This is a genomic window from Oceanicola sp. 22II-s10i, from assembly GCF_002210105.1.
GTDB lineage: Bacteria > Pseudomonadota > Alphaproteobacteria > Rhodobacterales > Rhodobacteraceae > Pseudooceanicola.
Genome location: NZ_AQQU01000001.1, coordinates 642,386 through 667,486 on the forward strand (window position 1 = coordinate 642,386; position 25,101 = coordinate 667,486).

20 protein-coding genes are annotated in these 25,101 nt (G+C 67.6%); 10 read left to right on the plus strand and 10 right to left on the minus strand.

Annotation, left to right across the window (positions count from 1 at the left end):
- Positions 1-11: 11 nt before the first annotated feature.
- The 3 genes from ATO6_RS03245 to ATO6_RS03255 form a co-directional block, all read right to left on the minus strand.
- Complete coding sequence (locus ATO6_RS03245) at positions 12-1,166, minus strand: CaiB/BaiF CoA-transferase family protein (protein ID WP_088622491.1); 1,155 nt, start codon at positions 1,164-1,166, stop codon at positions 12-14.
- A gap of 78 nt (positions 1,167-1,244) precedes the next feature.
- Entirely contained in the window at positions 1,245-1,715 is a 471-nt protein-coding gene (locus tag ATO6_RS03250; RefSeq protein ID WP_254919054.1) for a MarR family winged helix-turn-helix transcriptional regulator, read from the minus strand.
- A gap of 88 nt (positions 1,716-1,803) precedes the next feature.
- Positions 1,804-2,706 carry an SDR family NAD(P)-dependent oxidoreductase gene (locus tag ATO6_RS03255; protein WP_088622492.1) on the minus strand — a complete coding sequence of 301 codons (903 nt, stop codon included), beginning with the start codon at positions 2,704-2,706 and terminating at the stop codon, positions 1,804-1,806.
- Positions 2,707-2,816: 110 nt separating this feature from the next.
- Here ATO6_RS03255 and ATO6_RS03260 point away from each other — a divergent pair, with 110 nt between their 5' ends.
- The 3 genes from ATO6_RS03260 to ATO6_RS03270 are packed head-to-tail and all read left to right on the plus strand — an operon-like array spanning position 2,817 to position 6,354.
- Positions 2,817-3,971 (plus strand): acyl-CoA dehydrogenase family protein, encoded by a 1,155-nt coding sequence (locus ATO6_RS03260; RefSeq protein ID WP_088622493.1) that lies wholly within the window; start codon positions 2,817-2,819, stop codon positions 3,969-3,971.
- Entirely contained in the window at positions 3,968-5,560 is a 1,593-nt protein-coding gene (locus ATO6_RS03265) for a long-chain-fatty-acid--CoA ligase (protein WP_088622494.1), read from the plus strand. Before ATO6_RS03260 ends, ATO6_RS03265 begins: the two co-directional genes overlap by 4 nt.
- The gene (locus tag ATO6_RS03270; protein ID WP_088622495.1) at positions 5,557-6,354 is read left to right on the plus strand and encodes an enoyl-CoA hydratase/isomerase family protein; all 798 of its coding nucleotides are present in this window, start codon (positions 5,557-5,559) and stop codon (positions 6,352-6,354) included. The genes ATO6_RS03265 and ATO6_RS03270 overlap by 4 nt, the downstream gene beginning before the upstream one ends.
- A 39-nt stretch (positions 6,355-6,393) precedes the next feature.
- On the opposite strand, the gene ATO6_RS24970 is transcribed toward ATO6_RS03270, so the two are convergent.
- Genes ATO6_RS24970 through ATO6_RS03295 form a run of 5 tightly spaced genes read right to left on the minus strand, consistent with a single transcriptional unit; the run spans position 6,394 to position 12,068 of the window.
- Positions 6,394-8,850 carry a CoA transferase gene (locus ATO6_RS24970; RefSeq protein ID WP_088622496.1) on the minus strand — a complete coding sequence of 819 codons (2,457 nt, stop codon included), beginning with the start codon at positions 8,848-8,850 and terminating at the stop codon, positions 6,394-6,396.
- The gene (locus ATO6_RS03280) at positions 8,843-9,631 is read right to left on the minus strand and encodes an SDR family oxidoreductase (protein ID WP_254919055.1); all 789 of its coding nucleotides are present in this window, start codon (positions 9,629-9,631) and stop codon (positions 8,843-8,845) included. The genes ATO6_RS24970 and ATO6_RS03280 overlap by 8 nt, the downstream gene beginning before the upstream one ends.
- Entirely contained in the window at positions 9,628-10,773 is a 1,146-nt protein-coding gene (locus ATO6_RS03285; protein ID WP_088622498.1) for a thiolase, read from the minus strand. Before ATO6_RS03285 ends, ATO6_RS03280 begins: the two co-directional genes overlap by 4 nt.
- Entirely contained in the window at positions 10,770-11,180 is a 411-nt protein-coding gene (locus ATO6_RS03290) for a Zn-ribbon domain-containing OB-fold protein (protein ID WP_088622499.1), read from the minus strand. Before ATO6_RS03290 ends, ATO6_RS03285 begins: the two co-directional genes overlap by 4 nt.
- A gap of 27 nt (positions 11,181-11,207) precedes the next feature.
- Positions 11,208-12,068, minus strand: coding sequence for a MaoC family dehydratase (locus tag ATO6_RS03295; protein ID WP_088622500.1), 861 nt, complete (start codon positions 12,066-12,068; stop codon positions 11,208-11,210).
- 155 nt (positions 12,069-12,223) lie between these two features.
- Here ATO6_RS03295 and ATO6_RS03300 point away from each other — a divergent pair, with 155 nt between their 5' ends.
- On the plus strand, positions 12,224-13,357 hold the full coding sequence (locus ATO6_RS03300) for an acyl-CoA dehydrogenase family protein (protein ID WP_088622501.1): 1,134 nt from the start codon (positions 12,224-12,226) through the stop codon (positions 13,355-13,357).
- A 91-nt stretch (positions 13,358-13,448) separates the two neighbouring features.
- Entirely contained in the window at positions 13,449-15,701 is a 2,253-nt protein-coding gene (locus tag ATO6_RS03305) for a molybdopterin-dependent oxidoreductase (protein WP_088622502.1), read from the plus strand.
- On the opposite strand, the gene putA is transcribed toward ATO6_RS03305, so the two are convergent.
- Positions 15,698-19,117, minus strand: a complete 3,420-nt coding sequence (putA, locus tag ATO6_RS03310; RefSeq protein ID WP_088622503.1) for a bifunctional proline dehydrogenase/L-glutamate gamma-semialdehyde dehydrogenase PutA — start codon at positions 19,115-19,117, stop codon at positions 15,698-15,700. The two genes, ATO6_RS03305 and putA, sit on opposite strands and share 4 nt — an antisense overlap.
- Positions 19,118-19,212: 95 nt before the next feature.
- On the opposite strand from putA, the gene ATO6_RS03315 reads away from it, so the two are divergent.
- Positions 19,213-19,713: an Lrp/AsnC family transcriptional regulator gene (locus ATO6_RS03315; RefSeq protein ID WP_088622504.1), complete on the plus strand. Its 501-nt coding sequence runs from the start codon at positions 19,213-19,215 to the stop codon at positions 19,711-19,713.
- Here the strand turns inward: ATO6_RS03315 and ATO6_RS03320 are convergent.
- Positions 19,704-20,120 (minus strand): PAS domain S-box protein, encoded by a 417-nt coding sequence (locus ATO6_RS03320; protein WP_088622505.1) that lies wholly within the window; start codon positions 20,118-20,120, stop codon positions 19,704-19,706. The two genes, ATO6_RS03315 and ATO6_RS03320, sit on opposite strands and share 10 nt — an antisense overlap.
- 119 nt (positions 20,121-20,239) lie before the next feature.
- Here ATO6_RS03320 and ATO6_RS03325 point away from each other — a divergent pair, with 119 nt between their 5' ends.
- The 4 genes from ATO6_RS03325 (at position 20,240) to ATO6_RS03340 (ending at position 25,093) form a co-directional block, all read left to right on the plus strand.
- On the plus strand, positions 20,240-21,457 hold the full coding sequence (locus ATO6_RS03325) for a PLP-dependent aminotransferase family protein (RefSeq protein WP_088622506.1): 1,218 nt from the start codon (positions 20,240-20,242) through the stop codon (positions 21,455-21,457).
- On the plus strand, positions 21,454-22,701 hold the full coding sequence (locus ATO6_RS03330; protein ID WP_088622507.1) for an alpha-hydroxy acid oxidase: 1,248 nt from the start codon (positions 21,454-21,456) through the stop codon (positions 22,699-22,701). Before ATO6_RS03325 ends, ATO6_RS03330 begins: the two co-directional genes overlap by 4 nt.
- 152 nt (positions 22,702-22,853) lie before the next feature.
- Positions 22,854-24,092, plus strand: coding sequence for an MFS transporter (locus ATO6_RS03335; RefSeq protein ID WP_088622508.1), 1,239 nt, complete (start codon positions 22,854-22,856; stop codon positions 24,090-24,092).
- A 38-nt stretch (positions 24,093-24,130) separates the two neighbouring features.
- Complete coding sequence (locus ATO6_RS03340; RefSeq protein ID WP_088622509.1) at positions 24,131-25,093, plus strand: SDR family NAD(P)-dependent oxidoreductase; 963 nt, start codon at positions 24,131-24,133, stop codon at positions 25,091-25,093.
- The last annotated feature ends 8 nt before the right edge of the window (positions 25,094-25,101 follow it).

The following is a 25,101-nucleotide window of genomic DNA, read 5'->3' on the forward strand; positions in this document are numbered from 1 at the left end:
CTGCGGTGCCGTCAGGACACCGCGCCATCCTTGAAGAGCGTCTCGATTTCGTCGGCCGCAAAGCCGGCGCTTTGCAGCACGGCGCGGGTGTCCGCACCGGGGGCCGGGGGCTTGGGCGGCAGCGGGGTCTGCGATGCGGCAAAGCGGGGCGCGGGCATCGGCTGGACCGGGCCCTCGGCAAAGATGCCGCGCGCGCGATTGTGTGGATGCGACGCGGCCTCGGCCGGGCTGAGTACCGGTGCGAAGCAGGTGTCGGTGTCCTGCAGCAGGTCGACCCAGTGATCGCGCGGCTGCGACAGGAAGATCTGCGTGAACCTGTCGCGCATCGCGGGCCAGGTCGCCCGGTCCTTGCGGTCGCCGATCTCGGCCTCGGTCAGGCCCAGCTTGTCCAGCAGGACGGCCCAGAACTGCGGTTCGAGCGAACCGATGGTGATCCAGCCGCCGTCCGCGCATTCGTAGACGCCATACCACGGCACGCCGCCGTCCAGCGCATTGGCCTGACGTTCGTCACGCCAGACACCCATGGCACGGCGGGAATAGATCATCGTCATCAGGCTGGCCGTGCCGTCCACGATGGCCGCGTCCACCACGTCCCCGTGTCCGGTGCGCGCGGCCTTGAGCAGCCCAGTCACCATGCCAAAGGCCAGATACATGCCGCCGCCGCCGAAATCGCCCAGCAGGTTCAATGGGAAAGACGGCTTGTGCCCGGCCTCGCCCGTGGCCCACAGGGCACCGGACAGCGCGATGTAGTTCAGGTCATGGCCGGCGGTGTGGGCGATCGGCCCGGACTGGCCCCAGCCGGTCATCCGGCCATAGACCAGCTTCTGATTGCGGCCCAGGCAGACGTCCGGCCCCAGCCCGAGGCGTTCCATCACGCCGGGGCGGAAGCCTTCGATCAGCCCGTCGGCGCTGTCGATCAGGCGCAGCGCCAGTTCCACGGCGCCGGGCGCCTTGAGGTTCAGCGCCAGCGACTTGCGCCCGCGCAGCATGAAGTCCAGATCGGCCCCGCCCTGCGCGGTCGGCGAGGTGGCGCCGGGGCGCTCGACGCGGATGACCTCGGCGCCCATGTCGGCCAGCATCATGCCGGCGAAGGGGCCCGGTCCGATCCCGGCGAACTCGATGATGCGCAGCCCCGCGAGCGGGGGCGCGGATGCGTCATGGGGCATCTTGCGTCCTTGTCCGGCGCATTGCCGCGCCTGTCGTAAGTCTAGGAGACCGGGCGCGGAACGGCGCCCGGCAAGAGGTCAGCGCTTGTGCAGCGCGTCCTTGAGGTTCCGTCGCATCCGGGCCAGCACCTTGAGCGTCGCGGCCAGTTCCCTTGCGTCGATTCCCTCGTTCGCGATGGCATCGACGTCGAGGATCGTCTTGGTCATGATCTTGACGATGTCCTTGGCCTGCGGCGTGGCGTAGACGCGGTTGGACCGGCGATCTTCCGGGTCCGTCCGACGCTCCACGTAACCGCGCGCCTCCAGCCGGTCGATCAGCTTGGAGGTGGTCACGGTCGCCACCTCCAGCCGGTCGGCCAGATCGGACTGCCGCAGGCCGTTTTCCCGCACCAGATGCACCAGCACCCAGCCCTGCGACATGGTCATGTCATGGGGCTTGAGGATCTGGTCGAACAGGATGGCCCGGAACCGCGCGATGTCCTGATAGATCGGATTGTTGTCCTCTCCCAGAGACATGCGCATCGTCTTTTCCTTGATGGCCTCTGTCACGACGTGGCGTCCTTTTCGCGGTTGTTCCTGAACGGTAGGTCAGCCTAAGCCGTTCAGGTGGTCCGTGCCAAGTCCCGACCGAACGACCTCAGACCGGATCCCAGGTGAAGATGTCGCCGGACCGCTCGAGCGCGTAGAAGTCGGACTTCATAGCCGGCAGCGCGTGCTCTTTCACGGTCTCCGGGGTCCAGCCTTCGGACCGGTGCGCGGAACGGATCGGGCGCGGCTGGCTGAACAGAAAGATCTCGTTGTTGCGCACGCCGAAGATCTGGCCGGTCACGTCGCAGGTCGGATCCGCCAGCGCCACGCAGAGCGGTGCGATCTTGGCCGGGGTCATTTCCTTGATCCGTTCGACGCGGGCCTTCTCGGCCTCGGTCTTGGCAGGGATGGTGCCGATCAGGCGCGACCAGGCGAAGGGTGCGATGCAGTTCGACCGCACGTTGAAGCGTGCCATGTCGAGCGCCAGCGACTTGGACAGGCCGACGATGCCCATCTTGGCCGCCGAATAGTTCGCCTGCCCGAAGTTGCCGATCAGGCCGGAGGTCGAGGTGAAGTTGATGAAGCAGCCGGAGGCCTGCATCTTGAACTGGGCGGCCACGGCATGCGCCATGTTGAAGCTGCCCTTGAGGTGCACGGCGATGACGCTGTCCCAGTCGGATTCGGTCATCTTGTGGAAGATCACGTCGCGCAGGATGCCCGCGTTGTTGACGACGACGTCGATGGTGCCGAACACGTCCATGGACTGTTCGTACATCGCCTTGGCGTCCTCGTGCTTGGCCACGTTGCCGAAGTTGGCGACCGCTTCGCCACCCGCCGCCTTGATCTCGTCCACGACTTCCTGTGCCGGGGTCGCGTCCGCGCCTGCCCCGTCTGCCGCGCCGCCGAGGTCGTTCACGATAACTTTCGCCCCGCGCGACGCCATCATGAGAGCGATGTCGCGACCGATGCCCCGGCCCGCGCCGGTGACGATGACTGCCTTGCCGTCCAACATGTCTGGATCTCCTCCGTAGTGATTGGGCCCCGGTCTAATTAGCTTGATAATTAATTGCAAGCTAAATAAGAACAAGCCTGAAAACCGGGCCGATCAGGGAGGAGCACCGCATGTTCAAGCGCACCATTTTCACCGAGGATCACGAGCTGTTCCGCGATCAGGTCCGCCGTTTCGTGGCCGAGGAAATCACCCCCCATCACGCCGAATGGGAAAAGGACGGCCGTGTCAGCCGTGAGGCGTGGAAGAAGGCGGGCGAGAACGGCCTGCTCTGCGCCGCGATGCCCGAGGAATACGGCGGGGCGGGCGCGGATTTCCTGTTCTCGATGATCGTCATGGAAGAACTGGCCCGCGCCGGGGCCATGGGGCCGGGCTTCGTGCTACATTCGGACATCGTCGCGCCCTACATCCTGCACTATGCCAGCGACGAGCTGAAAGCCGAGTGGCTGCCCAAGATGGCGGCGGGCGAGGCGATCGGCGCGATCGCCATGACGGAACCGGCCGCAGGGTCCGACGTGCAGGGAATCAAGACCACCGCGGTGCGTGACGGCGACGACTTCGTCATCAACGGGCAGAAGGTGTTCATCACCAACGGCGGCAATTGCGACATCCTCGTGCTGGCCTGCAAGACCGACCCGTCGAAAGGCGCAAAGGGCACGTCGCTGATCCTCGTCCCCGCCGACACGCCCGGATTCCGCAAGGGGAACAAGCTGCTGGATAAGGTGGGCTGGAAGGCGCAGGACACCGCCGAGCTGTTCTTCGACAACGTGCGCGTGCCTGCCACCAACCTGATCGGCGGCGAGGGTCGCGGCTTCTACCAGCTGATGGAACAGCTGCCGCAGGAACGCCTGATCCAGTGCGTCCGCTCCGCCTCGGCGCTGGAGGCCGCGCTGGAATGGACGGTCGAGCATGTCACCGGCCGCCGCGCATTCGGCCAGACCATCGGCGATTTCCAGAACACACGCTTCCGTCTGGCCGAGATCAAGGCGCAGGCGGTGCTGATGCGGGTGTTCACCGACAAGTGCCTCGAGATGCATGTCGCGGGCGAGCTTGACGCGGTGGATGCGGCCATGGGCAAGATGCTGACCTCGGAAACCCTGTGCAAATGTCTGGACGACATGCTGCAGATGTTCGGCGGCTACGGTTACATGTGGGAATACCCGATCGCGCGGGCCTGGGCCGATGCGCGGGTCGGACGGATCGCGGGCGGCACCGGCGAGATCATGCGCGAGATCATCGGACGCGCGGTCCTCGGAGGGTCGAAATGATCCGCTACCCGGACCTCGTCCGGAAATATGCCTTCCTGACACCGGACAAGATCGCGACCCATTTCGAGGGCCGCGATTTCACCTGGACGCAATTCCGCGACCGCATCCACGGCATGGGTCAGGCACTGACCGGATTGGGCGTCGGGGTGGGCGACCGGGTCGCCTACCTCGGCCACAACTCGCACTGGCTGGTCGAGATGTACTACGCCCCCTGTGCCATCGGCGCGATCTCGGTTCCGATCAACTACCGCCTGTCCGAGGACGAAATGGCCGACCTGATCGCCGACTGCACCCCCGAGGTGCTGATCGTCGACCGCCACTTCCCCGACCGCGGCGCCGCGCTGCTGGCGCGCTGCCCGTCGCTCAAGCATCTGGTCTTTGCCGACTGGGACGGCGTGCCGGACGGGATGCCCGAGGGCACGCTCTACTACGATGACCTCGCCACGGCGGCGGGGACGGTGCCGAACGATGCCTTCGACCACATGGCCAGCCGGTCCGACGACACGATGATCATCTTCTACACCTCGGGCACCACCGGTCAGCCCAAGGGGGTGATGCTGTCGCATTCCAACCTGCTGGCCAACGCCACCGGGTCGGGGCACCTTTATGGCTACGTCCAGACCGACGTTCTGCTGCTGTCCGGCCCGCTGTTCCACCTCGGCACCGGCAGCCGTGTCTACACCGCCGTGGCCTATGGCACGACGATGGTGATCCAGGAACGCTTCGAGGTCGAGGCGACGATGCGGATCATCGAGGCGCAGCGGATCACCACCATGACGCTTGTGCCGACTATGCTGCGCATGATCCTCGACCATCCGAAGTTCGCGGAATTCGACTTCTCCTCCATCCGCTGCCTGACATACGGTGCCGCACCGATGCCGATCGCGCTGATGGAACAGGCGCTGGAGGCGATCCCAGGCGTCACCTTCTGCCAGGGCTACGGCATGACGGAAACCTCGCCGGTGCTGACCGTCCTGACCCCCGCCGACCATGTCCCCGGCAACCCGATGATCGGCAAGCTCGGTTCGGTCGGGAAACCGGTCATCTATGTCGACCTGCGCATCGTGGATGAGAACGACCAGCCTGTCCCGCAGGGCCAGCCGGGCGAGATCATCGTGCGCGGGCCGCAGGTGATGAACGGCTACTGGAACCGTCCCGAGGAAACCGCGCAGGCGCTGCGCGGCGGCTTCTACCACACCGGCGACGCCGGGGTGCTGGACGCGGACGGCTACCTGACGCTGGCCGGGCGCACCAAGGAAATGATCATCTCGGGCGGCGAGAACGTATATCCGATCGAGACCGAGAACGCGCTCTGCAAGCATCCGGCCGTGGCGCAGGCCGCCGTGATCGGCGTCCCGCACGAGAAATGGGGCGAGATGGTCTATGCTGCCGTCGCCCTGCACCCCGGCAAGTCCGTTACCGAGGCCGAGCTGATCGCCTTCTGCCGGGCGAAGATCGCGGACTACAAGGCGCCGCGCGGGGTGACGTTCTGGGAGGGCGCTCTGCCCCTTTCCGCCACCAACAAGATCGAAAAGAGCACGATCCGCGCGCAGGTTCTGGCCGCGCGCAACAAGGGAGACGCCGCATGACCGAGCCACTGAGGATCACCCGTGACGGCAGTGTCGTCCAGATCGAGATGATGGAATCGAAATCCCGCAACGCCTTCTCCGTGAAGTTGAAGGCGGCGCTGGAGGAAACCGTGCGGGACCTGACCACCGACACCGAGGCGCAGGCGGTCATCCTGACCGGGTCCGACGGCGTCTTCTGCGCGGGTGGCGATCTGAAAAAGATGCTGGCCGATCACAAGGCGGGCCTCGTCACCGGGGCCGAGGATTTCACTCCCCGGATGAAGGGCCTGCACGGCTGGCTGAAGCTGCTGCGCGACCTGCCGATCCCGGTGATCGTCGCGGTCGACGGCCCCGCCTATGGCGCGGGTCTGGGGCTGGCGCTGACGGGGGACATCATCCTCGCCTCCACTCGGGCGTCGTTCAACGCGTCCTTCTGCAAGGTCGGCGCGGTGCCGGACGGGAACCTCTTCTACTCGCTGCCCCGCATGGTCGGCCTGCAACGGGCGCGCGAAATGTTCTACACCGGCCGCACCGTCCACGCGGAAGAGGCACAGCGCATCGGCATCTGCATGGAAGTAACGGAGCCCGAGGCCCTGCTGCCCCGTGCGCAGGAGATGGCGCAGATGATGTGCGGCACCTCGCGCACGGCCTTCGCGCTGACAAAGTCGATCTCGGCCCGTGCGCTGGAAACCGACAGCGACACGCTGCTGGACATGGAAGCGACCGCGCAGGCGATCTGCCTGTCCAGCGCCTACCACAAGGACGCGATCGACCGCTTCACGAACAAGCAGCCGCCCCGGTTCGACTTCAAGTGAACCGAAAGCGCCCGCCCCTTTCGGGACGGGCGCGTTGTCTCAGGTGAGGATCCCGGCCTCTCGCAATTCCGCGATCCGGTCCGGGTCCATCCCCAGCCAGTCCGTCAGCACCATGTCCGTGTCCCGCCCGTACTGGGGCGCGGCGCGATCGACATGCGCGGGGGTCAGCGACATGCGGAACCGGCAGGCCTCGTGGTGGGCCGGCGTGCCGTCCCAGCGGGGCTGCGTCCGGAAATGCCCGATCGCGGCCAGTTGCGGATCGGCGGCGAGATCGTTGGGCGTGGCGGCAACGGCAGCGGCGACACCTGCGGCCTGCAGTGCGGCCTCGATCTCACCCGCGTTACGGCCCGCACACCACGCGGACAGCGCCATGTCGATTTCCGTCTCGCGTGCCTTCCGGCCTTCGAGCGTGGCGAAGGCCGGATCGGCCAGCGCCGACACCCCTGTGACCTCGACCAGAGCGGACCATGCGGCATCGGATGTCACGCTGATCGCCACCCATGCGGTTTCGCCCTCGGGTGCGGCGCAGCGGTAGACCTCGTTCGGCGCCATCTGCGGATCGCGGTTGCCCATGGCCACAGGCGCCTTGCCGGTGGCCGAGGCCTGCGCAAAGGCTTCGGCGATGAACTGCATCCCCGCCTCGGCCTGGCTGATGTCCAGCTTGCGGCCACGGCCCGTCTTGCGCCGGTCCTCCAGCGCCGCCAGCAGCACCGGCAGGGCCAGGCGTGGGGCGACGAAGTCGGTGTAGGGGCCATAGGGCCCCACCGGGTCCGCCCCTTCGCGGCCCGCGAGGATCTGCAGCCCAGACATGGCCGCGCCGATGTTGCCGAAGCCCGCCAGCGACGACCACGGGCCGGACTGGCCCATGAGCGAGGTCGACACCATCACCAGACCGGGATTGTTCGCCGACAGCGCGTCGTAGCCCAGCCCCCAGCGGTCCATCTGGCCCGGCGCGAAGCTCTCGACGATGACGTCCACCTTGGCGGCCAGATCTAGGATGATCGCCTTGGCCTCGTCATGCCCCATGTCGAGCGCGAGGCCGAGTTTCCCGGCGTTGCAGGTCTCGTAGAGACCCGACCGGTTCAGGTCGCGCACGCCTTCGGGGAACGGGCCGGTCAGGCGGGCGACCTCCGGCTTTTTCGCGCTTTCCACGCGGATCACCCTGGCCCCGAAATCCGCCATGTTGCGGCCGATCATCGGTCCGGCGACGACCCACGACAGGTCGAGGATGGTGATCTGGTCCAGCGGCCGCGCGACCTCTGCCGGCACGGCGGCGGGGGCGAAGGGCACCGCGCCGCGACCGGCCAGCCACTCCGCCTCGGCTTCCGCGCCGTCCTCGCCCGGTGCGGGCGCGGGACGCGGCACGGTAAAGCCTTCGTCAAAGCCGATGGCGATCTTGCCCGGCAGCGTCAGCGCGCCGATCTTGTGGAAGAAGTCGCGCGCCTTGGCGTGGGGGCTGTCCAGCAGGTCGCCAGCATCCATGATCGGCGCCAGCATCAGCCGGTGCTTGAGTGCCAGGTCGACCGCCTCGCGCTTGGTGATGCCCGCGAAAAAGGCCGCGACTTCGGTCCGGGCCTGTTCCATTTCCTCTTCGCTGACCTCGTCGTTCTCGATCTTGGGCGGCAGGGTGATCCAGTCCCAGTCGACGAACTTCTGCGACACGACACCCATGTCGCCCAGCATCTTGAACAGGTTGTTGGTGAACCGACCCGCCGCGGGGCCGAGGGCGAGGTGCATCTCGACCATGCCGTCGCGCACCGGCCACTTGGACCGCTGAGTCCGCGAACCGGAGCCGGAGAGGTCCAGTTCCTTTTTCTTTTTCGACTTCACCTCGGCCCGGAAGACGTAGTTCGGATGCCCGATCACCGTCGCCATCGACAGGCTGAGCGTGCACTGGGTGGCCGAGGCCTGCGCGCTGGTCACGACCTGCTGTCCGCGCCCGCCACGCCGCCGCGCCTCGAGCGCGACCATCACGCCGCACAGCGCATCCGCCGCCGCATGGTGCCATGCCTGCGGCAGGGTCAGCCGGGTCGGAACGCCGGCCTGGTTCTCGGTCGGGTTCAACGGCCCGCCGGCGGCCCAGATGGTCAGGTCGGTCGCCGCGTTGCCCGCCTTGGGCCCGGTCAGGCCGAAGGGCGTGATGATCGCATGGATCACCGCCGGGTTCCGCGCCAGCAGCGCGTCGGTGTCGAGGAAAGCGTCCTTCCCCGGCGTTCCGCTTTCCAACACCACGTCCGCCTGCGCGACCAGCGCCATCAGGCGCTCGGCCTCTGCCTCGCGGTCGAGGATCAGCGAACGCCGTCCGTTGCCGTATGTCTGCCAGTAGAGTGATGCGCCATCGGCGTCGAAGGGCGCCTGACGCCGCGCGGCGTTGCCCCCTTGGGGTTCAACGGCCAGCACGTCCGCGCCCATCAGGGCCATCATGCGACCGGCAAGGATGCCGCGATGATCGGTGAGGTCCAGGACGCGGAGGCCCGCCAGCGCGCCCTCAGCCATCGAGGAACTGCGCCATGCGCGTCGGCGTCGGGTTCAGCGTCGTGCCGCCGTCCACCGGGATCACCGCGCCGGTGATGTAGCTTGCCTTGTCGGAGGCGAGGAAGGACACCAGCTCGGACACGTCGTCCAGCGTGCCCATCCGTTTCAGCGGGATCGAATTGACCCGCTCCTCGACGGCCTTGGGATCCGGCACCAGCCGCTTCTGCCCCTCGGTGTCCGCGATCGGGCCCGGCGAGACGGAGTTCACGCGGATGCCGAGTGGCCCCCATTCCAGCGCGAGCGAGCGGGTGAGCATATCGATGCCCGCCTTGGCCGCGCAGACGTGGCTCTGGCCGACCATCGCCACGCTGCCCTGCGGGGCCGAGATGTTGAACACGACCGCGCCCGGCTTTTTCAGGTGCGGAAAGGCCGCGTGCATGACGTGGTGGGTGCCCAGCACGTCGATCTCCATCACGGCGCGGAAGCCGTTGGAGCTGATCTTTTCCGCACGGGCGAGGAAGTTGCCCGCCGCACCGGAAACGAGGATGTCGATCTGACCGAACTTCGCTGCGCAGTCGGCCAGCGCCGCCTCGACCTGGTCGTAGTGCCGCACGTCGGCGGACATGCCGTCCGCCTCGGCCCCGAGGGCGCGCAGTTCCTCGACCGCAGCGCCGACCTTGTTCGGATCGCGGGAGATGACAAAGACCTTCGCCCCCTCCCCCGCGAAATGCCGGGCGATGCCCAGGTTGATGCCGCTCGTCCCGCCCGAGACGAAAACGGTCTTGCCCGCGAAAGTGGTCACCACTGATCCTCCGTCGTCATGACCACGGTGGCCGCGGCGCTGAACATGCCGCCCACACCGTGGACGACCGACAGCTTGGCACCCTCGACCTGCGCGGGCGAGACACCGCGCATCTGCCGGACGCCTTCCTGAAGCGCATACATACCATACATGCCCGAATGCATGTAGCTGAGTCCGCCGCCGTTCGTGTTGAGCGGCAGCTTGCCACCGGGGCGGGTGTTGCCCTCGGCGATGAAGGCGCCGCCCTCGCCCGGCTTGACGAAGCCGAGGTCTTCCAGACCGTAGATCGGCAGATGCGCGAAGGCATCGTAGATCATCAGGTGATCCACGTCGGAATGGCTGATTCCCGCGTTGTCGAAGGCCATCTTGCCGGACACCCGGAACGCCTTGGACGAGGAGAAGCTCTCCATCTGGCTGATCATCGGACCCTCGGCGCTCTCGCCGCCCATGCCGCGCAGGTAGACCGGTTTGGTCGGGAAGTCCTTGGCGCGGTCGGCGCTGGTCAGGATCAGCGCGCCGCCGCCGTCGCTGACGAGGCAGCACATCATCAGGCGGAACGGGTAGGCGATCATCTTGGAGTTCAGGACATCGTCGACGGTGATGGGATCGCGCATGGTGGCGCGAGGGTGGTGGGAGGCCCACTCTCGCTGCACCACGGCGACCATGGCCAGCTGTTCCTCGGTCAGACCGTCGTCCTTCATTTTCCGCATCACCGGGAGTGTGAAGCGGGAAGGCGGGAACAGGGGGCCATAGATGGATTCGAATTCCTGCTGCTGCATGGACGGGAAGATCGGGCGGTGGTTGCGGTTGTTCGATCGCCCGCTTTCCCCATGCGTGATCAGCACGGTCTTGCACAGACCGGTTTCGATGGCGGCCGCCGCGTGGCGGACCAGCGTGATGAAGGAACAGCCGCCGACCGAGGTGCCGTCATACCATGTGGGCGTGATGCCGAGGTACTGGATGATCTCGGCGACGTCATGGCCGCCGGTCGCCACGCCGTCGATGTCGGCGGGCGTCAGGCCACACTCGGCCATCGCGTTCAGCGCGGCATCGGCGTGCAGGCCGGTCTGGCTCAGCTCGGGCACCTTGCCCATGCGGGTGGTTTCTGCGGCGCCGACGATGGCGATACTTGCGCGGCTCATGCGGCACCTCCTGCGGGCTTGAACTGGGGAACGGCGATGTCGCCGCGCTGCTCGAAGGTGACTTCGAGCGGCATGTCGAGGGTCAGCGCCTCGGGCTCGGCCGGGCAGTCGAGGATGTTGGCGACCATCTTGACGCCCTCGTCCAGCATCACGACCGCCACGGTGAACGGCGGCGTATAGCCCGGCGCGGGCAGGTGGTTGATGATGTAAGAATAGAGCCGCCCCTTGCCGGACGCTTCGATCACCGCGACATCGCGCGACCCGCAGGTCGGGCAGAACGGGCGCGGCGGGAAATAGGCCTTGCCGCCGCAGGGCGTGCAGGCGTTCAGCAGGAGTTTGCCCTCTTTCGCCCCGTCCCAGTAGAACTGCGTTTCGGGGTAGATCGTCGGCTGTGGCCGCTCGCTCATCGTCTCGTCTCCTCGGAAGTGTCCGTCTCAGCCCAGCCGGGCGAGACCGTTGTTCAGAACCACGACGTCACGTTCGACGACGCGGGCGCGGAAGCTGTAGTCGTCGCCGTCGCGCCAAATCTCGGTGCGGATCGTCTCGCCCGGATAGACCGGCGAGGAGAAGCGCAGCTGCAGGTGCTTGAGCCTCGAGAAATCGCCGCCGGCCAGCGCCTCGGTGATCGACCAGGACGCGACCCCGAGCGAGCAGAGCCCATGCAGGATCGGCCGCTCGAACCCGGCCTGACGTGCGACCTCGGGGTCGGCGTGCAACGGGTTCATGTCGCCCGACAGGCGATAGACCAGCGCGGCGCCCTCGGGCGTCTTGAAGTCGTGATAGGTCTGCGGATCACCCGCGGGCATCGTGTGGACCGGGCGGACGGCATCGTCGGACCCGCCGAAGCCGCCATCGCCCCGCGCGAACGAGGTGCTTTCGACCGTGGCGATCAGCGAACCCGTCGCCTTGTCGGTGATCTCGCGAGTGGAGTAGATCAGCGCGCCCTTGTCGGCGCCCTTGTCGACGATCCCGGTGATACGCGTCTTGCCCAGCAGGGTGCCCTCGGCGGGCAGCGGCGCGTGCAGCGTCAGGCTCTGTTCGCCGTGCAGGATCTTCTGCCAGGTCAGGCCGGTGTCCGGCTCCATCGCCCAGAAACCGGGATAGCCGATGACGTTGACCATCGCGGGCAGCGCGCCGAACCCTTCGGCGCGTTCATAGACGGCGCGGAGGTGCGAGGGGTTCAGCGGATCGGTCCCGAGGCCGAGGCCAAGCGCGTAGAGAATCGTGTCTTTCGCGGTGTAGGTATGTTCCACGATGGGGAACGCGCGCGACATCAGGGCGTGGTAATCAATCATGACGTCTCCTCCTGTCGAGGTAATTACATAGCTCGATAATCGTTTGCAAGCTAATTGAATTGAGCGCAACCCCGCTTGCACGCCGCACCGCACCGCCGCACAAAGTGAAACGACCGGCCCCGAGCCGGGCCATCGGCACTGCGGAGGAGGGCGCCATGATTCTCGACGACAACCAGGAAATGGTCCGCGACATGGCCCGCCGCTTTGCCACCGGACGGCTGGCCCCGAACGCGGCCGACTGGGACCGGACCGGCGCCTTCCCCAAGGCCGAACTGGCCGAGATGGGTGCGCTCGGCCTGATGGGGATGCTGGTGCCCGAGGACTGGGACGGCGCGATGTCGGACCACATCGCATATGCCCTGGCGCTGGAGGAGATCGCGGCGGGCGACGGCGGCATCTCGACGATCATGTCGGTGCACAACTCGGTCGGCTGCGTGCCGATCCTGCGCTACGGCACCGAGGCGCAGAAAGAGACGTTCCTGCGACCCATGGCGCGCGGCGAAAAGCTGGGTGCCTTCTGTCTGACCGAACCGCACGCCGGGTCCGACGCCTCGGCGCTCAAGACACGTGCGGTGCGGACGAACGCGGGGTGGCGGCTTAACGGGGTCAAGCAGTTCATCACCTCGGGGCAGAATGCGGACGTGGCGATCGTCTTTGCCGTGACGGATCCGGAGGCGGGCAAGAAGGGCATCTCCGCCTTCATCGTGCCGACCGATACGCCCGGCTACCGCGTCGCCTCGCTTGAGAAGAAGCTGGGCCAGACCCTGTCGGACACCGCGCAGATCGCGTTCGAGGATCTGGAGATCCCGCACGAGAACCTGCTGGGCGACGAGGGCGCGGGCTATCGCATCGCGCTGTCGAACCTCGAAGGCGGGCGCATCGGCATCGCCGCGCAATCCGTCGGCATGGCGCGGGCGGCGCTGGACCATGCCGTGACCTATGCGAACGACCGCGAGAGCATGGGGTCGAAGCTGATGGGGCATCAGGCCGTCGCCTTCCGCCTCGCCGACATGGCCACGCAGGTCGAGGTGGCGCACCAGATGGTGCTGCACGCCGCCGCCCTGCGCGACGCCGGGCGGCCCGCGCTCAAGGAGGCGTCGATGGCCAAGCTGTTCGCTTCGGAGATGGCGGAAAGGGTGTGTTCCGCCGCGATCCAGACCTTCGGCGGCTATGGCTACACCCGCGATTTCCCGGTCGAGAAGATCTATCGCGACGTCCGTGTCTGCCAGATCTACGAGGGCACCAGCGACATCCAGCGGCTTGTCATCGCCCGCGCGCTGGCCAGCTGACGCCGCTTCATCCGCGCAAAGACCCGTCGCGCCGATTGGAGTGGCGCGCGGCATGTTGTAGCCTCCGCCGCAAAAGCAGGAGGATCCCGCCATGGCCGACGGAAACACGAGACGCACGCATGTGACCTCAAGCCACTGGGGCGCGTTCGAGGTCGACGTGGAAGGCGACCGCATCGTCGCCACCCGCCCCTTTTCTCAGGATCCGCACCCCAGCGACATCCCGGCCATCGTCCCCGCCGCCGTGCACCATTCCAGCCGGGTCGCGCGCCCGTCAATCCGCCGCGGCTGGCTGGACCGGCGCGAGCGGATGGGGCGCGGGACGGACGATTATGTGGAACTGCCATGGGACGAGGCGCTGGACATCGCGGCGGCCGAGATCGACCGCATCCGCAAGACGCACGGGAACGAGGCGATCTTCGGCGGCTCCTACGGCTGGTCCTCGGCGGGCCGGTTCCACCACGCGCAGAGCCAGGCGCACCGGTTCCTGAACTGCGCGGGCGGCTATGTCGCCTCGTTCGGCAGCTACTCCACCGGCTGCGCCAGCGCGATCATGCCGCATGTCTTCGGCGTGGTGTTCCAGAAGCTGCTCTATGAATGCCAGGACGGCTGGCACACCATCCACGAGCATACCGAAACGCTGGTGATGTTCGGGGGGATCAACCCCAAGAATTCCCAGGTCAGCATGGGCGGCATGACCGAACACGGCACGGCCGGCTGGATGCAGCGCATCCTCGACAAGGGCACCCGCTGCGTGAACATCGGCCCGCAGCGCACCGACGCGGTGGACGGCTGCGAATGGCTGCCGCTGACGCCGGGGTCGGACACCGCGATGATGCTGGCGCTGGCGTTCGTGCTGGAAAGCGAGGGGCTGGCCGATCACGCCTTCCTCGACCGCTACACCACCGGCTTCGACCGGTTCCGGCCCTACCTGATGGGCGAGACGGACGGTCAGCCCAAGACGCCGGAATGGGCCGCGCCGCTCTGTGGTGTCGAGCCGGAGACGATCCGCGAACTGGCGCGGCGTATGGCGGCGACGCGGACGCTGATCACCGTGTCGTGGTCACTGCAGCGCGGGCATCACGGGGAACAGCCGTTCTGGATGTCCGCCGTACTCGCCTCGATGCTGGGCCAGATCGGCCTGCCGGGTGGCGGGGTCGGCTACGGTTACGGGGCCATCGGCGGGATCGGCAAGTCGCTGATGGGGCTGACCGGCATGACGTTTTCCCAAAAGCAGAACCCGGTGAAACGCTTCATCCCCGTCGCCCGGATCGCGGACATGCTGCGCAATCCCGGCGTGCCCTACGACTTCAACGGACGGAACGAGCCCTATCCCGACATTCGCCTCGTCTACTGGGCGGGGGGCAACCCGTTCCATCACCACCAGGACCTGAACGCGCTGCACGAGGCATGGCAGAAGCCCGAGACGATCATCGTCAACGAACCGTGGTGGACCCCGACCGCCAAGCGCGCGGACATCGTGTTTCCGGCGACAACGCCCTACGAGCGCGAGGATATCGGGCGCGCGCCGACGGACGATTACCTGTTCTACATGCCCGCGATGATCCCCCCGGTCGGCGAGGCGCGGGATGACTACGACATCCTGACCGGGCTCGCCGAACGGATGGGGATCGGTGCGGATTTCACGGAGGGCAAGACCTCCGCCGAATGGATCCGCGAGCTTTACGCAGATTACCGCGAACGGGCTGCGTCCAAGGGGATCGAGGTGCCGGAGTTCGACGGGCTGGTGGAGCAGAACTGGATGCAGCTGCCGATCCGCGATCCCGGCCCGAACCGCGAGCTGTTCGCGCCGTTCCGCGAGGACCCGGAGGGATCGCCGCTCGGGACACCGTCGGGCAAGATCGAGATCTTCTCCGAGACCATCGACGGGTTTGGCTATGACGACTGCCCCGGCCATCCGGTCTGGCTGCCCGCCGACGAATGGCTGGGCAATGCGACCGTGGATTACCCGCTGCACATGGTCTCGCCCCAGCCGGGCGACAAGCTGCACAGCCAGCTTGAGGCCGCCCTGCGCGATGTCGAGGGCGCGCGCCCCGTGGCACTGGCGATCCATCCGGACGACGCCGCTGCGCGCGGAATCGAGGGGCGCGAGATCGTGCGGGTGTTCAACGCGCGCGGCGCCTGCCGGGCGCGGGCGACGCTGACGCGGGACATCCGTCCCGGCGTCGTCGCGCTTCCGACCGGCGCATGGTTCGGCGATCCGGGCGGCAACATCGACCCGGACGGCAACCCCAACGTGCTGACCCGCGACGTCGGCACCTCGCGCCTCGGGCAGGGGTGCAGCGCGCATACCGCGCTGGTCGAGGTGGCGAAGCTGGAGCGCTAGCGCCCCGCCAACAGCGCGGCATTGCCGCCCGCAGCCGTGGTGTCCACGCAGAGGTGCCGCTCGTGCATCGCGTGGGCGGTGTCCGGCTGGCCGGTGATCAGCGGGATGATCGGGCCGTCGCGGTCCGCCAGCGCGCGGGCGTAGGCGCGGGCGGTGGCGGAGTCGCCCCACCACAGGACGCCCCCGATCCGGTCGAGCGATTTCAGCGCCTCGGGCGGCAGTGATCCGTCGACGGCGACGGCCCTGCCGCCAAGCGCCTCGACCTGCTGCACCTGGTCTGACGCCGCACCTCCGGGTCCGAGGCAGAGCACCGGCGCGCGGGGTGACAGGCTGAGGCGGTTCAGCTCTCCGGTCGGGCCGGGGAGCTGGGTGTATTGAGGCTCCGACGGTCGGGACGCCGCCGCCTCCAGCGCCTTGCGGAGCTTGGCAGGGTCTGCAGTTTCGCCCGTTTCAGGCGCAACAGGCGCTCTGCCCCGCATCGTGAACCGCGTCACGTAGTGCGGGCCCCCCGCCTTCGGCCCGGTGCCCGACAGCCCCTCGCCGCCGAAGGGCTGCGAGCCGACGATGGCGCCGATCTGGTTGCGGTTGGCATAGATGTTCCCGGCGGTCACCCGGTCCGCGATCGTCTGCACCCGGTCGTCGATCCGCGTGTGCAGGCCAAAGGTCAGTCCGTAGCCCGTCGCGTTGATCGCGTCGATCACCCGGTCCAGATCGCGCGCCTTGAAGGTGGCGATGTGCAGGACCGGGCCGAACACCTCGCGTTCCAGATCCGCGATGCCCTTCACCGAGATCAGCGCGGGGGCCACGAAATGCCCGCCCTCCGGCTTGGCGACGCGATGAACGAGTCGCCCCTCGGCGCGGGCTTTCTCGACATAGCTCTCGATCTCGTCCCGCGCCTGCGCGGTGATCACCGGCCCGACATCGGTTGCGATCTCCCACGGATCGCCGAGCGCCAGCTCGTCCATCGCACCGGTAAGCATCTCGCGCAGCGTGTCCGCGATATCCTCCTGCACGTAGAGGCAGCGCAGGGCGGAACACCTCTGCCCCGCCGACTGGAAGGACGAGGCGACGATGTCCCGCACCGCCTGTTCCGGCAGCGCGGTGGAATCGACGATCATCGCGTTCAGCCCGCCGGTCTCCGCGATCAGCGGCGCGCCGGGGGCGAGGTGTTCGGCCATCGCCCGCTGGATGCGCCGCGCGGTGGCGGTCGAGCCTGTGAAGGCCACGCCATCGACGCGCGGGTCCGAGGTCAGCGCCGCGCCGACCTCGCTTCCCGCACCGGGCAGCAGTTGCAGCGCGGTGTCCGGAACACCCGCCGCATGCAGGTGGCGGACGGCCCAGGCGGCGATGGCGGATGTAGTTTCGGCGGGCTTGGCCAGCACCGCATTGCCAGTGGCGAGCGCGGCGGCGATCTGGCCGGTGAAGATCGCCAGAGGGAAGTTCCAGGGGCTGATGCAGGCGAAGATGCCGCGCGGCGGGGCGGCCTGTTCCTGCGCGCGGGCGGCGTAATATCGCAGGAAATCCACCGCCTCGCGCAATTCGGCCACGGCGTCGGGCAGGGTCTTGCCCGCTTCGGTGGCGAGCAGGGCGAACAGGGTGCCGAAATCCGCCTCGTATCGGTCCGCTGCGGCGTTGAGGATCCGCACACGTTCGATGACCGGCACGTCCCAGGTGCGGGCGGCGGTGAGGGCGGTTTCGACATCGGCACGGGTGGCCGGGACGACCTCTCCGATCCGTTCACCGGTGGCGGGATTGTACGCGGCTTCGGGCGTCGCGCCCTCGACCGCGCCCGCGATAATCGGAGTCACCTGCCAGTGCGCGGGCCGATCACGTGCCGCGTCTATACGCTCAAGTATGGTGACGTCGTGCAAGTCGAACCCTTCGGAGTTGGGACGTTCCGGCAGGAAAAGCTCCGGCCCCGTCGGCAGGGCGGGCCCCGGCTCCGACAGCGCCTCGAACGGACAGGCGGCGACGGTTTCCGGGGGCACCTCCTCGTCCACCAGCTGGTGCACGAAGGAGGAGTTCGCGCCGTTCTCCAGCAGCCGCCGGACAAGGTAGGCCAGCAGGTCGCGGTGCTGCCCTACGGGGGCGTATATACGGCAACGGGTGCCGTGGTTCCGAAGGACGATGTCGTGCAGCGCCTCGCCCATGCCGTGCAGGCGCTGGAACTCGTAGCGGGCGGTGTCGATCCCGCGCGCCATGTCCAAGACGGCAGCCACGGAGTGCGCATTGTGGGTGGCGAACTGCGGATATATGCGGTCGGTCATCCCGAGCAGCATCCGGGCATGGGCGAGGAAGGACACATCCGTCGCCGCCTTGCGGGTGAAGACCGGGAAATCCTCCAGCCCCTCGACCTGCGCATGCTTGACCTCGGTGTCCCAGTAGGCGCCCTTGACCAGTCGAACCATGATGCGGCGGTCATGGGTCTGCGCCATGCGGTAGACGCCCTCGATCACGTCCCCGGCGCGGCGGCCATAGGCCTGCACCACCACGCCGAACCCGTCCCAGCCCGCCAGCGCCGGATCGGACAGCACTGCCTCGATCACCTTCAGCGACAGGCCCAGCCGGTCCGCCTCCTCGGCGTCGACGTTCAGGCCCATCCCGGCCTTCGCCGCCTGCCGGGCCAGATCACGCAGGACCGGCACAAGTTCGGCCATCACGCGCCCGGTCTTGGCGACCTCATAGCGGGGATGCAGGGCGGACAGCTTGACCGAAATGCCGGGGTTCGCCGCGATGTCGCCGGGACGACAGGCGACGGAGATCGCCTTGATCGCCTCGGCATAGGCACGGGCATAGCGTGCGGCATCGGAAGCCGTCATCGCCGCCTCGCCCAGCATGTCGTAGGAATAGGTGAAGCCCTCGGCCTCCTTCCCGCGCGCACGCTTCATCGCGGCCCCGATGTCCTGCCCCAGCACGAACTGCCGCCCCATCTCGCGCATCGCGCCGGATACGGCGGTTCGGATCACCGGCTCGCCCAGACGGCGCACCATCCCGCGGAGTGTGCCGGCGACCCCCGGCTCCTCATCCGCCAGAACGCGGCCCGTCAGCATCAGGCCCCATGTCGAGGCGTTGACCAGCGGCGAGTGGGAATGGCCGATGTGACGGGACCAGTCGGAGGGAGCGATCTTGTCCTCGATCAGCGCGTCGAGCGTGGCGGCGTCGGGGACGCGCAGCATCGCCTCGGCCAGACACATGAGCGCGACGCCTTCCTCGGTCGACAGGCCGTATTCGGCGAGAAACAGCTCCATCATCCCCGGTCGCGCACGGCTGCGGATCCGCCGGACGAGGTCCGCGGCGGCGGCGACGATGCGCGCCCGCGCCCCGGCGTCCAGAGCGGCGCGGTCGGTCAGACGCGCTACCAGGGCGGCCTCGTCCTGTCGCTTGTTCACATCCCATTTCGGATCAAGGTCGATCATTTGTCTCACCATGTCAGCCGGTGTGGCCATGATAATTGACTCGCACCCGGCCCTTCGCCCAAACTTCGGCAAATCGCAGCCAGAAGGACCAAACTTTGCCCCCGGAGCAGGACGAACGACCCGAGAGGAGCGGTGCCGTCGCGCTCGACCAGATCGACAGGGCAATCCTGCGCGAACTTGTCCGCAACGGCCGTGTCTCCCTCGTCGAACTGGGGCAGAGCGTCGGCCTGTCAAAAACCCCGGTCGCCGCGCGGGTGAAACGGCTGGAGGCGGAGGGCGTCATCACCGGCTACAGGGCCGAACTTTCGGCGCGCAGGCTGGGGCGCGATCACGTCGCGTTCCTCGAGGTCCGGCTGTCCGACACGCGGGAAAAGGCTCTGCGTGCGTTCAACGCGGCGGTCCGGGCGATCCCCGAGGTCGAGGAGTGCCACATGATCGCCGGCGGGTTCGACTACCTCGTCAAGGTCCGGACGCGCGACATCGCCGACTACCGGCGAGTGCTGGGCGAAAGTATCTCGACCCTGCCGAACGTGGCGGCGACCTCGACCTACGTCTCGCTTGAAAGCGTGATCGACCGCGGCGTCGATCAGGTCTGAGCGGCGGCGCGGCGCAGGCGTTTGCGTTCCTCGAAATCGGCGGTCACGTCGCGCATCACCGCGCCGATGGCGGCAATCCCGCCATCACCGTCGAGCAGCGGGAAAATCGAGAACTGGACCGAGATCTGCGCCCCGTCCTTGCGCAGCGCGGGCACCGACAGCAGATCGCCCGCGCCGTAGTGGGTCTGACCCGTCGCTATCGTATGGTCATAGCCTTCCCAGTGCCGCGCCCGCAGGCGTTCCGGCGTGATGATGTCGAGCGTGGCGCCAATAGCCTCGGACGCGGCAAAGCCGAATATCCGCTCGGCCCCGGCATTCCAGACGCGGATGACGCCCTCGCGGTCCGAAACCACCAGCGCGTCGGGCATCGCCGCGCAGATCTCGGGTGCCAGATCCTCGATGTTCATGGCTTCTCTCCTCCCTCGTGCGGGCCGCCAGATATGTGGCCTGCGCCATGCCAGCGTTGCCTTGGCGGCCCGGAATGTCCATGCCCGTATGATACGGTCCGTCAGCCGCCGGAGAGATCATGAGCCTTCTCACCCAGTCCCTCGCCCCCGGTCTTCCCCCCGCTGTCCCGATCTGGAAGGGCTTTCCGAAATACAATTTCGTCGGCGGCAACATCGACCCCGACACCGTCGCGACCGACACGCTGGCCGAACGCGCCGCGGCGGGGATTCGGCGGCACGGGGCGCGGATGGCGTTCTACAACATGGGCTGCGGGCCGCTAGGCTTCGACCTGCTTAGGGAACGGATCGCCGACCGGCTGAACCGGCTGCGGGGGATGGACGTCTCGGCGGACGGTGTGCTGGTGACATCCGGGTCCGGGCAGGGGCTGGACCTGATCAACACCTGCTTCGTCGCGCCGGGCGATACGGTGCTGATGGAACAGCACACCTACTCCGCCGCCGCGACCCGGCTGAAGAAGCTGGGCGCGCGGATCGTCAGCGCGCCGCTCGACGGAGACGGGATCGACACGGACGCGCTCGCGGGCGTGCTGGAGGGGCTGAGGGCCGACGGCGTGCGGCCCAAGTTCATCTTTACCATTCCGACGATCCAGAACCCGACCGGCTCGATCCTGCCGCTGGAACGCCGCCATGCGCTGGTCGCGCTGGCCCGCGAATACGGCGTGCCGATCATCGAGGACGAATGTTACGCCGAGCTGACATTCGACATCGAACGGCCCCCGGCGATCCATGCGCTGGCGCCGGACGTGACGGTCTATGTGGGCTCCTACTCCAAGACGCTCAGCCCGGCGATGCGGCTCGGCTTCATCGCGGGCGATCCCGCGCTGATCCGGCAGATCGCGGCGCTGAAGGCGGACAGCGGCACCAGTTCGGTCACGCAGGCCATGGTGGCCGAGGTGCTGGCGGACGGCTATGACGCGCACACCGCCGGGCTGTGCGAGACGCTGAAGGCCAAGCGGGACACCATCGTCAACGCCGTCGCGCGGGAGTTCGGGACCAGCGTCGACGTGGCCCCGCATGTCGGCGGGATCTACATCTGGCTGACCTTCCCCGAGGGCTTCGACACCCGCCGCCTGCTAGAGCCCGCGGCGAAGGAAGGCGTGATCTTCAACGCCGGGGCCGACTGGTCGGTGATGCCCGAGAACGGCGAGCGGCACATGCGGCTGTGTTTCGCACACATGGCCGCGACGGATCTCGAGGAGGGCGTCGCTACGCTGGCCCGCGTCTGTCACGATGTCGCCGGTTTCCCCGAGCGGCGGGCGAACGTGGCCGCGGGATGAAGGACGGCGCCCCGTCCGCCGCCGCACTGGCGTCCGCGCCGACACCCGGCTGGCTGGCGCGGCGCAGGCTGAAGCGGGCGCTGTCGCTCGACGATTTCCAGAAGATGGCCAGGGGCTTCCTGCCGCGCCCGGTCTACGCCTATGTCGCCGGCGCCTCCGAAACCGGGGCGACGCTGGAGGACAACCGCGCGGTCTATCGCGACCTGGCGTTCCTGCCGAAAACGCTGATCGATGTCTCGAAACGGACCACCCGGACGCGCCTGTTCGACCGCGACTATACGCAGCCGTTCGGAATTGCGCCGGTCGGGTTCAGCGCCCTGACCGCCTATCGCGGCGACCTTGCGCTGGCCAAATCCGCCGCGCGGGCCGGGATCCCGATGATCATGAGCGGCGCCTCGCTGATCCGGCTGGAAGAGGTGGCGGCGGCCTGTCCGGACGCGTGGTTCCAGATCTACCTGCCCGGCGAGGAGGAGGTCATCCTGTCGATGCTGGACCGGGTCAAGGCGGCAGGCTTCGGGACGCTGGTGCTGACGGTGGACATGCCGGTGGTCTCGAACCGCGAAACCAACTACCGCGCCGGCTTCTCGGCCCCGCTGAGACCGTCGTTGCGGCTGGCATGGGACGGGATGGTGCGCCCGGAATGGACGGTCGGCACATTCCTGCGGACGATCGTCCAGCACGGGATGCCGCATTTCGAGAACGCCCGCGTCGAACGCGGCCCGGCCATCGTGTCGCGGAACGTGGTGCGGGCCATGGGGGCGCGGGATCACCTGAACTGGGATCACTTCGACCTGATCCGCCGCACGTGGAAGGGCCGCCTGATCATCAAGGGGATCATGACGGCCGGGGATGCGGTCAAGGCGGTGGCGCACGGTGCCGACGCGGTGGTCGTGTCGAACCACGGCGGGCGGCAGCTTGACAGCCTGCCCTCGCCGCTGCGGGTCCTGCCGCATGTGGCCGAAGCGGTCGGTGGCAAGGTGCCGGTTCTTATGGACAGCGGCATCCGGCGCGGGGCGGATGTGCTGAAGGCGCTGGCCCTCGGCGCGGATTTCGTCTTTGCCGGCCGGCCTTTCATCTTTGCCGCCGCATTGGCGGGGGAGGCGGGAGTCGGCCATGCCATCGGTCTGCTGGGCGAAGAGGTGAACCGCGACATGGCCCTGCTGGGGATCACCGACACGACACAGATGACACCGGACCTGCTGATGCGGATCGGCGGGGTGCCGTTCGGGCACTACGGGCTGTGACCCGCCGGGGCGAGGCAGGCGGTGATCCGCATTGGCGTCAAACATGACTTGAGCATGTTTCCCCATCGGGTGTATGACTGGTTCAAACCACTTACCGGTCGGTAAGCAAGCTACATTTCGTTCGGCCGCCGCGCCGACTAGGTCTATTCCCGATGCCCACCCGTCTCGGCTTTGAACGCATCTTCCAGATCCTCGGTCAGCGGAACTACGGGCTGTTCACCCTCGGCAACTCGATCTCGCTGATCGGGACGTGGATGCAGCGGATCGCGAGCGGCTGGCTCGCCTGGACGCTGACGGAAAGTGCGGGCTGGGTCGGGGCCATCGCCTTTGCCGACCTGTTTCCCTGTATGCTGATCGGCCCGTTCGCGGGGGCGGCGGCGGACCGATGGGACCGGCTCAAGGTCATGCGGATCGGGCAATACCTCGGCTTTGCGCAGGCGCTGCTGCTGGCGATCCTGTTCTTCCTCGACACCCTGACGATCTGGCCGCTGTTCCTGATCACGCTGTTCAACGGCTTCGTCACCGGCGGCCTGCAGCCGTTCCGCCTGTCGATCACGCCCGGCCTCGTCACCAAGGACTGGCTGACGGCGGCCATCGCGATCAACTCCGTCACCTTCAACCTCGCCCGGTTCATCGGCCCCGCCGCCGCCGGCCTGATGATCGCCCTGGGCGGCATGGGCCTGACCTTCGCCCTGAACGCGTTCAGCTTCCTCGCCTTCGTCGCCGCCCTGTCGGTGGTCAAGCTGCACGGCCAGACGCGCACGCCTTCGGGCAAGAGCTTTGGCACCGACATCGTCATCGGCCTGAAAACCGCGGTCACCATGCCGGGGGTCAACGCGATCATCCTGCAGCTCATCGTCTCGGGCATCTGCGTCCGCCCGGTGCTGGAGCTGCTGCCGGGCTGGGCCGCGCAGGCGTTCAACGGCAACTCGTCTGACTTCGCCGCGCTGACCTCGGCCTTCGGGATCGGGGCGATCATCGCGGGGCTGATGCTGGCCACCCGGCAGAGCGCGCGGGGCCTGACGGGCGTGCTGGTCTGGTCGAATATCGCGATGTGCGGGGCGCTTCTGCTCTTCGCTCTCTCCACTCATGTTTGGATGGCCCTGCCGCTGGCCATGTTCACCGGCATGTGCATGGTCGGGGCAGCGACCACGGCGCAGACGCTCACGCAGATGCTGGTGCCGGACGAATTCCGCGGCCGTGTCTTGTCCGTCGTCGGGCTGGTCATGCGCGGATCGCCCGCCATCGGCGCGCTGATCGTGGGCATCGCGTCGGATCGCCTCGGCATGCGGATCCCGCTGATCGCGGGGGTGTCGATCCATCTGGCGCTGATGCTGTTCTACGTCGTCGGCTTTTCCAGATTCCGCAGCATGCTGGAAGACAGGTTGTGATTATCGCGCCGGGGGTGGCGCGCAAAGGGAGGAACAGGATGAAACTGCAAGGCAGAACCGCAATCGTCACCGGCGCGGGCCGGGGCATCGGGCGCGAGGTCGCGCTGCTGCTGGCCGAGGAAGGCGCCCATGTCTGGGCCGTCGATCCCGGCGTCGGCCGCGGCGGCGAAGAGACGGAGGACCGTCCGGCGGACGAGGTCGTGGCCGAGATCCGCGACAGGGGCGGCAAGGCAGAGGCGTGCTATGACACGGTCTCGGACTTCGACAAGATGGGCGAGCTGGTCAACGGCATCGTCCGCGACCACGGCAAGATCGACATCGTCGTCAACACCGCCGGCGTCCTGCGCGAGCGGATGATCTGGAACATGACCGAGGACGAATTCGACATGGTCATCAATGTCCACCTCAAGGGACATTGGAATCTCTGCCACCACGCCGTCCGCCACATGCGCAAGGCGAACTACGGGCGGATCGTCAACTTTGCCTCGGACGCGTTCAAGGGTTCGGTCGGGCAGTGCAACTATGCCGCCGCCAAGGGGGGCATCATCTCGCTCACCCGCTCGATCGCCAAGGAGACGCAGCGCAACGACATCACCTGCAACGTGATCTGCCCCGCCGCAGACACGCGGATGACCCTGACCGAGGCGGTCAAGGCCAACCGGCAGCGCAAGTACGAGGCCGGGCTGATGACCAAGGAGCAGTACGAGCGCACGATGATCTTCCGCGGCCCGGAGCATATCGCGCCGATGGTCGCCTACCTGACCACGCCGGAAAGCTGGGCCATATCCGGTCAGAACTTCCATATCGAGATGGGCAAGATCCACACCTACTACTACGGCGAGGAACAGCGCGGGCTGGTGCATGGCGCGGACGGGATGTTCACGCTGGACGAGCTGATGTCGGCGGTGCCCAATTCGCTGATGAACGGGCTGGAGCCGATCGTGCCCAAGACCGATCCGGCGCTGGCCGGGTCCGAGGACGCGAAGGCCAAGAGTGCCTGAGCCAGCGG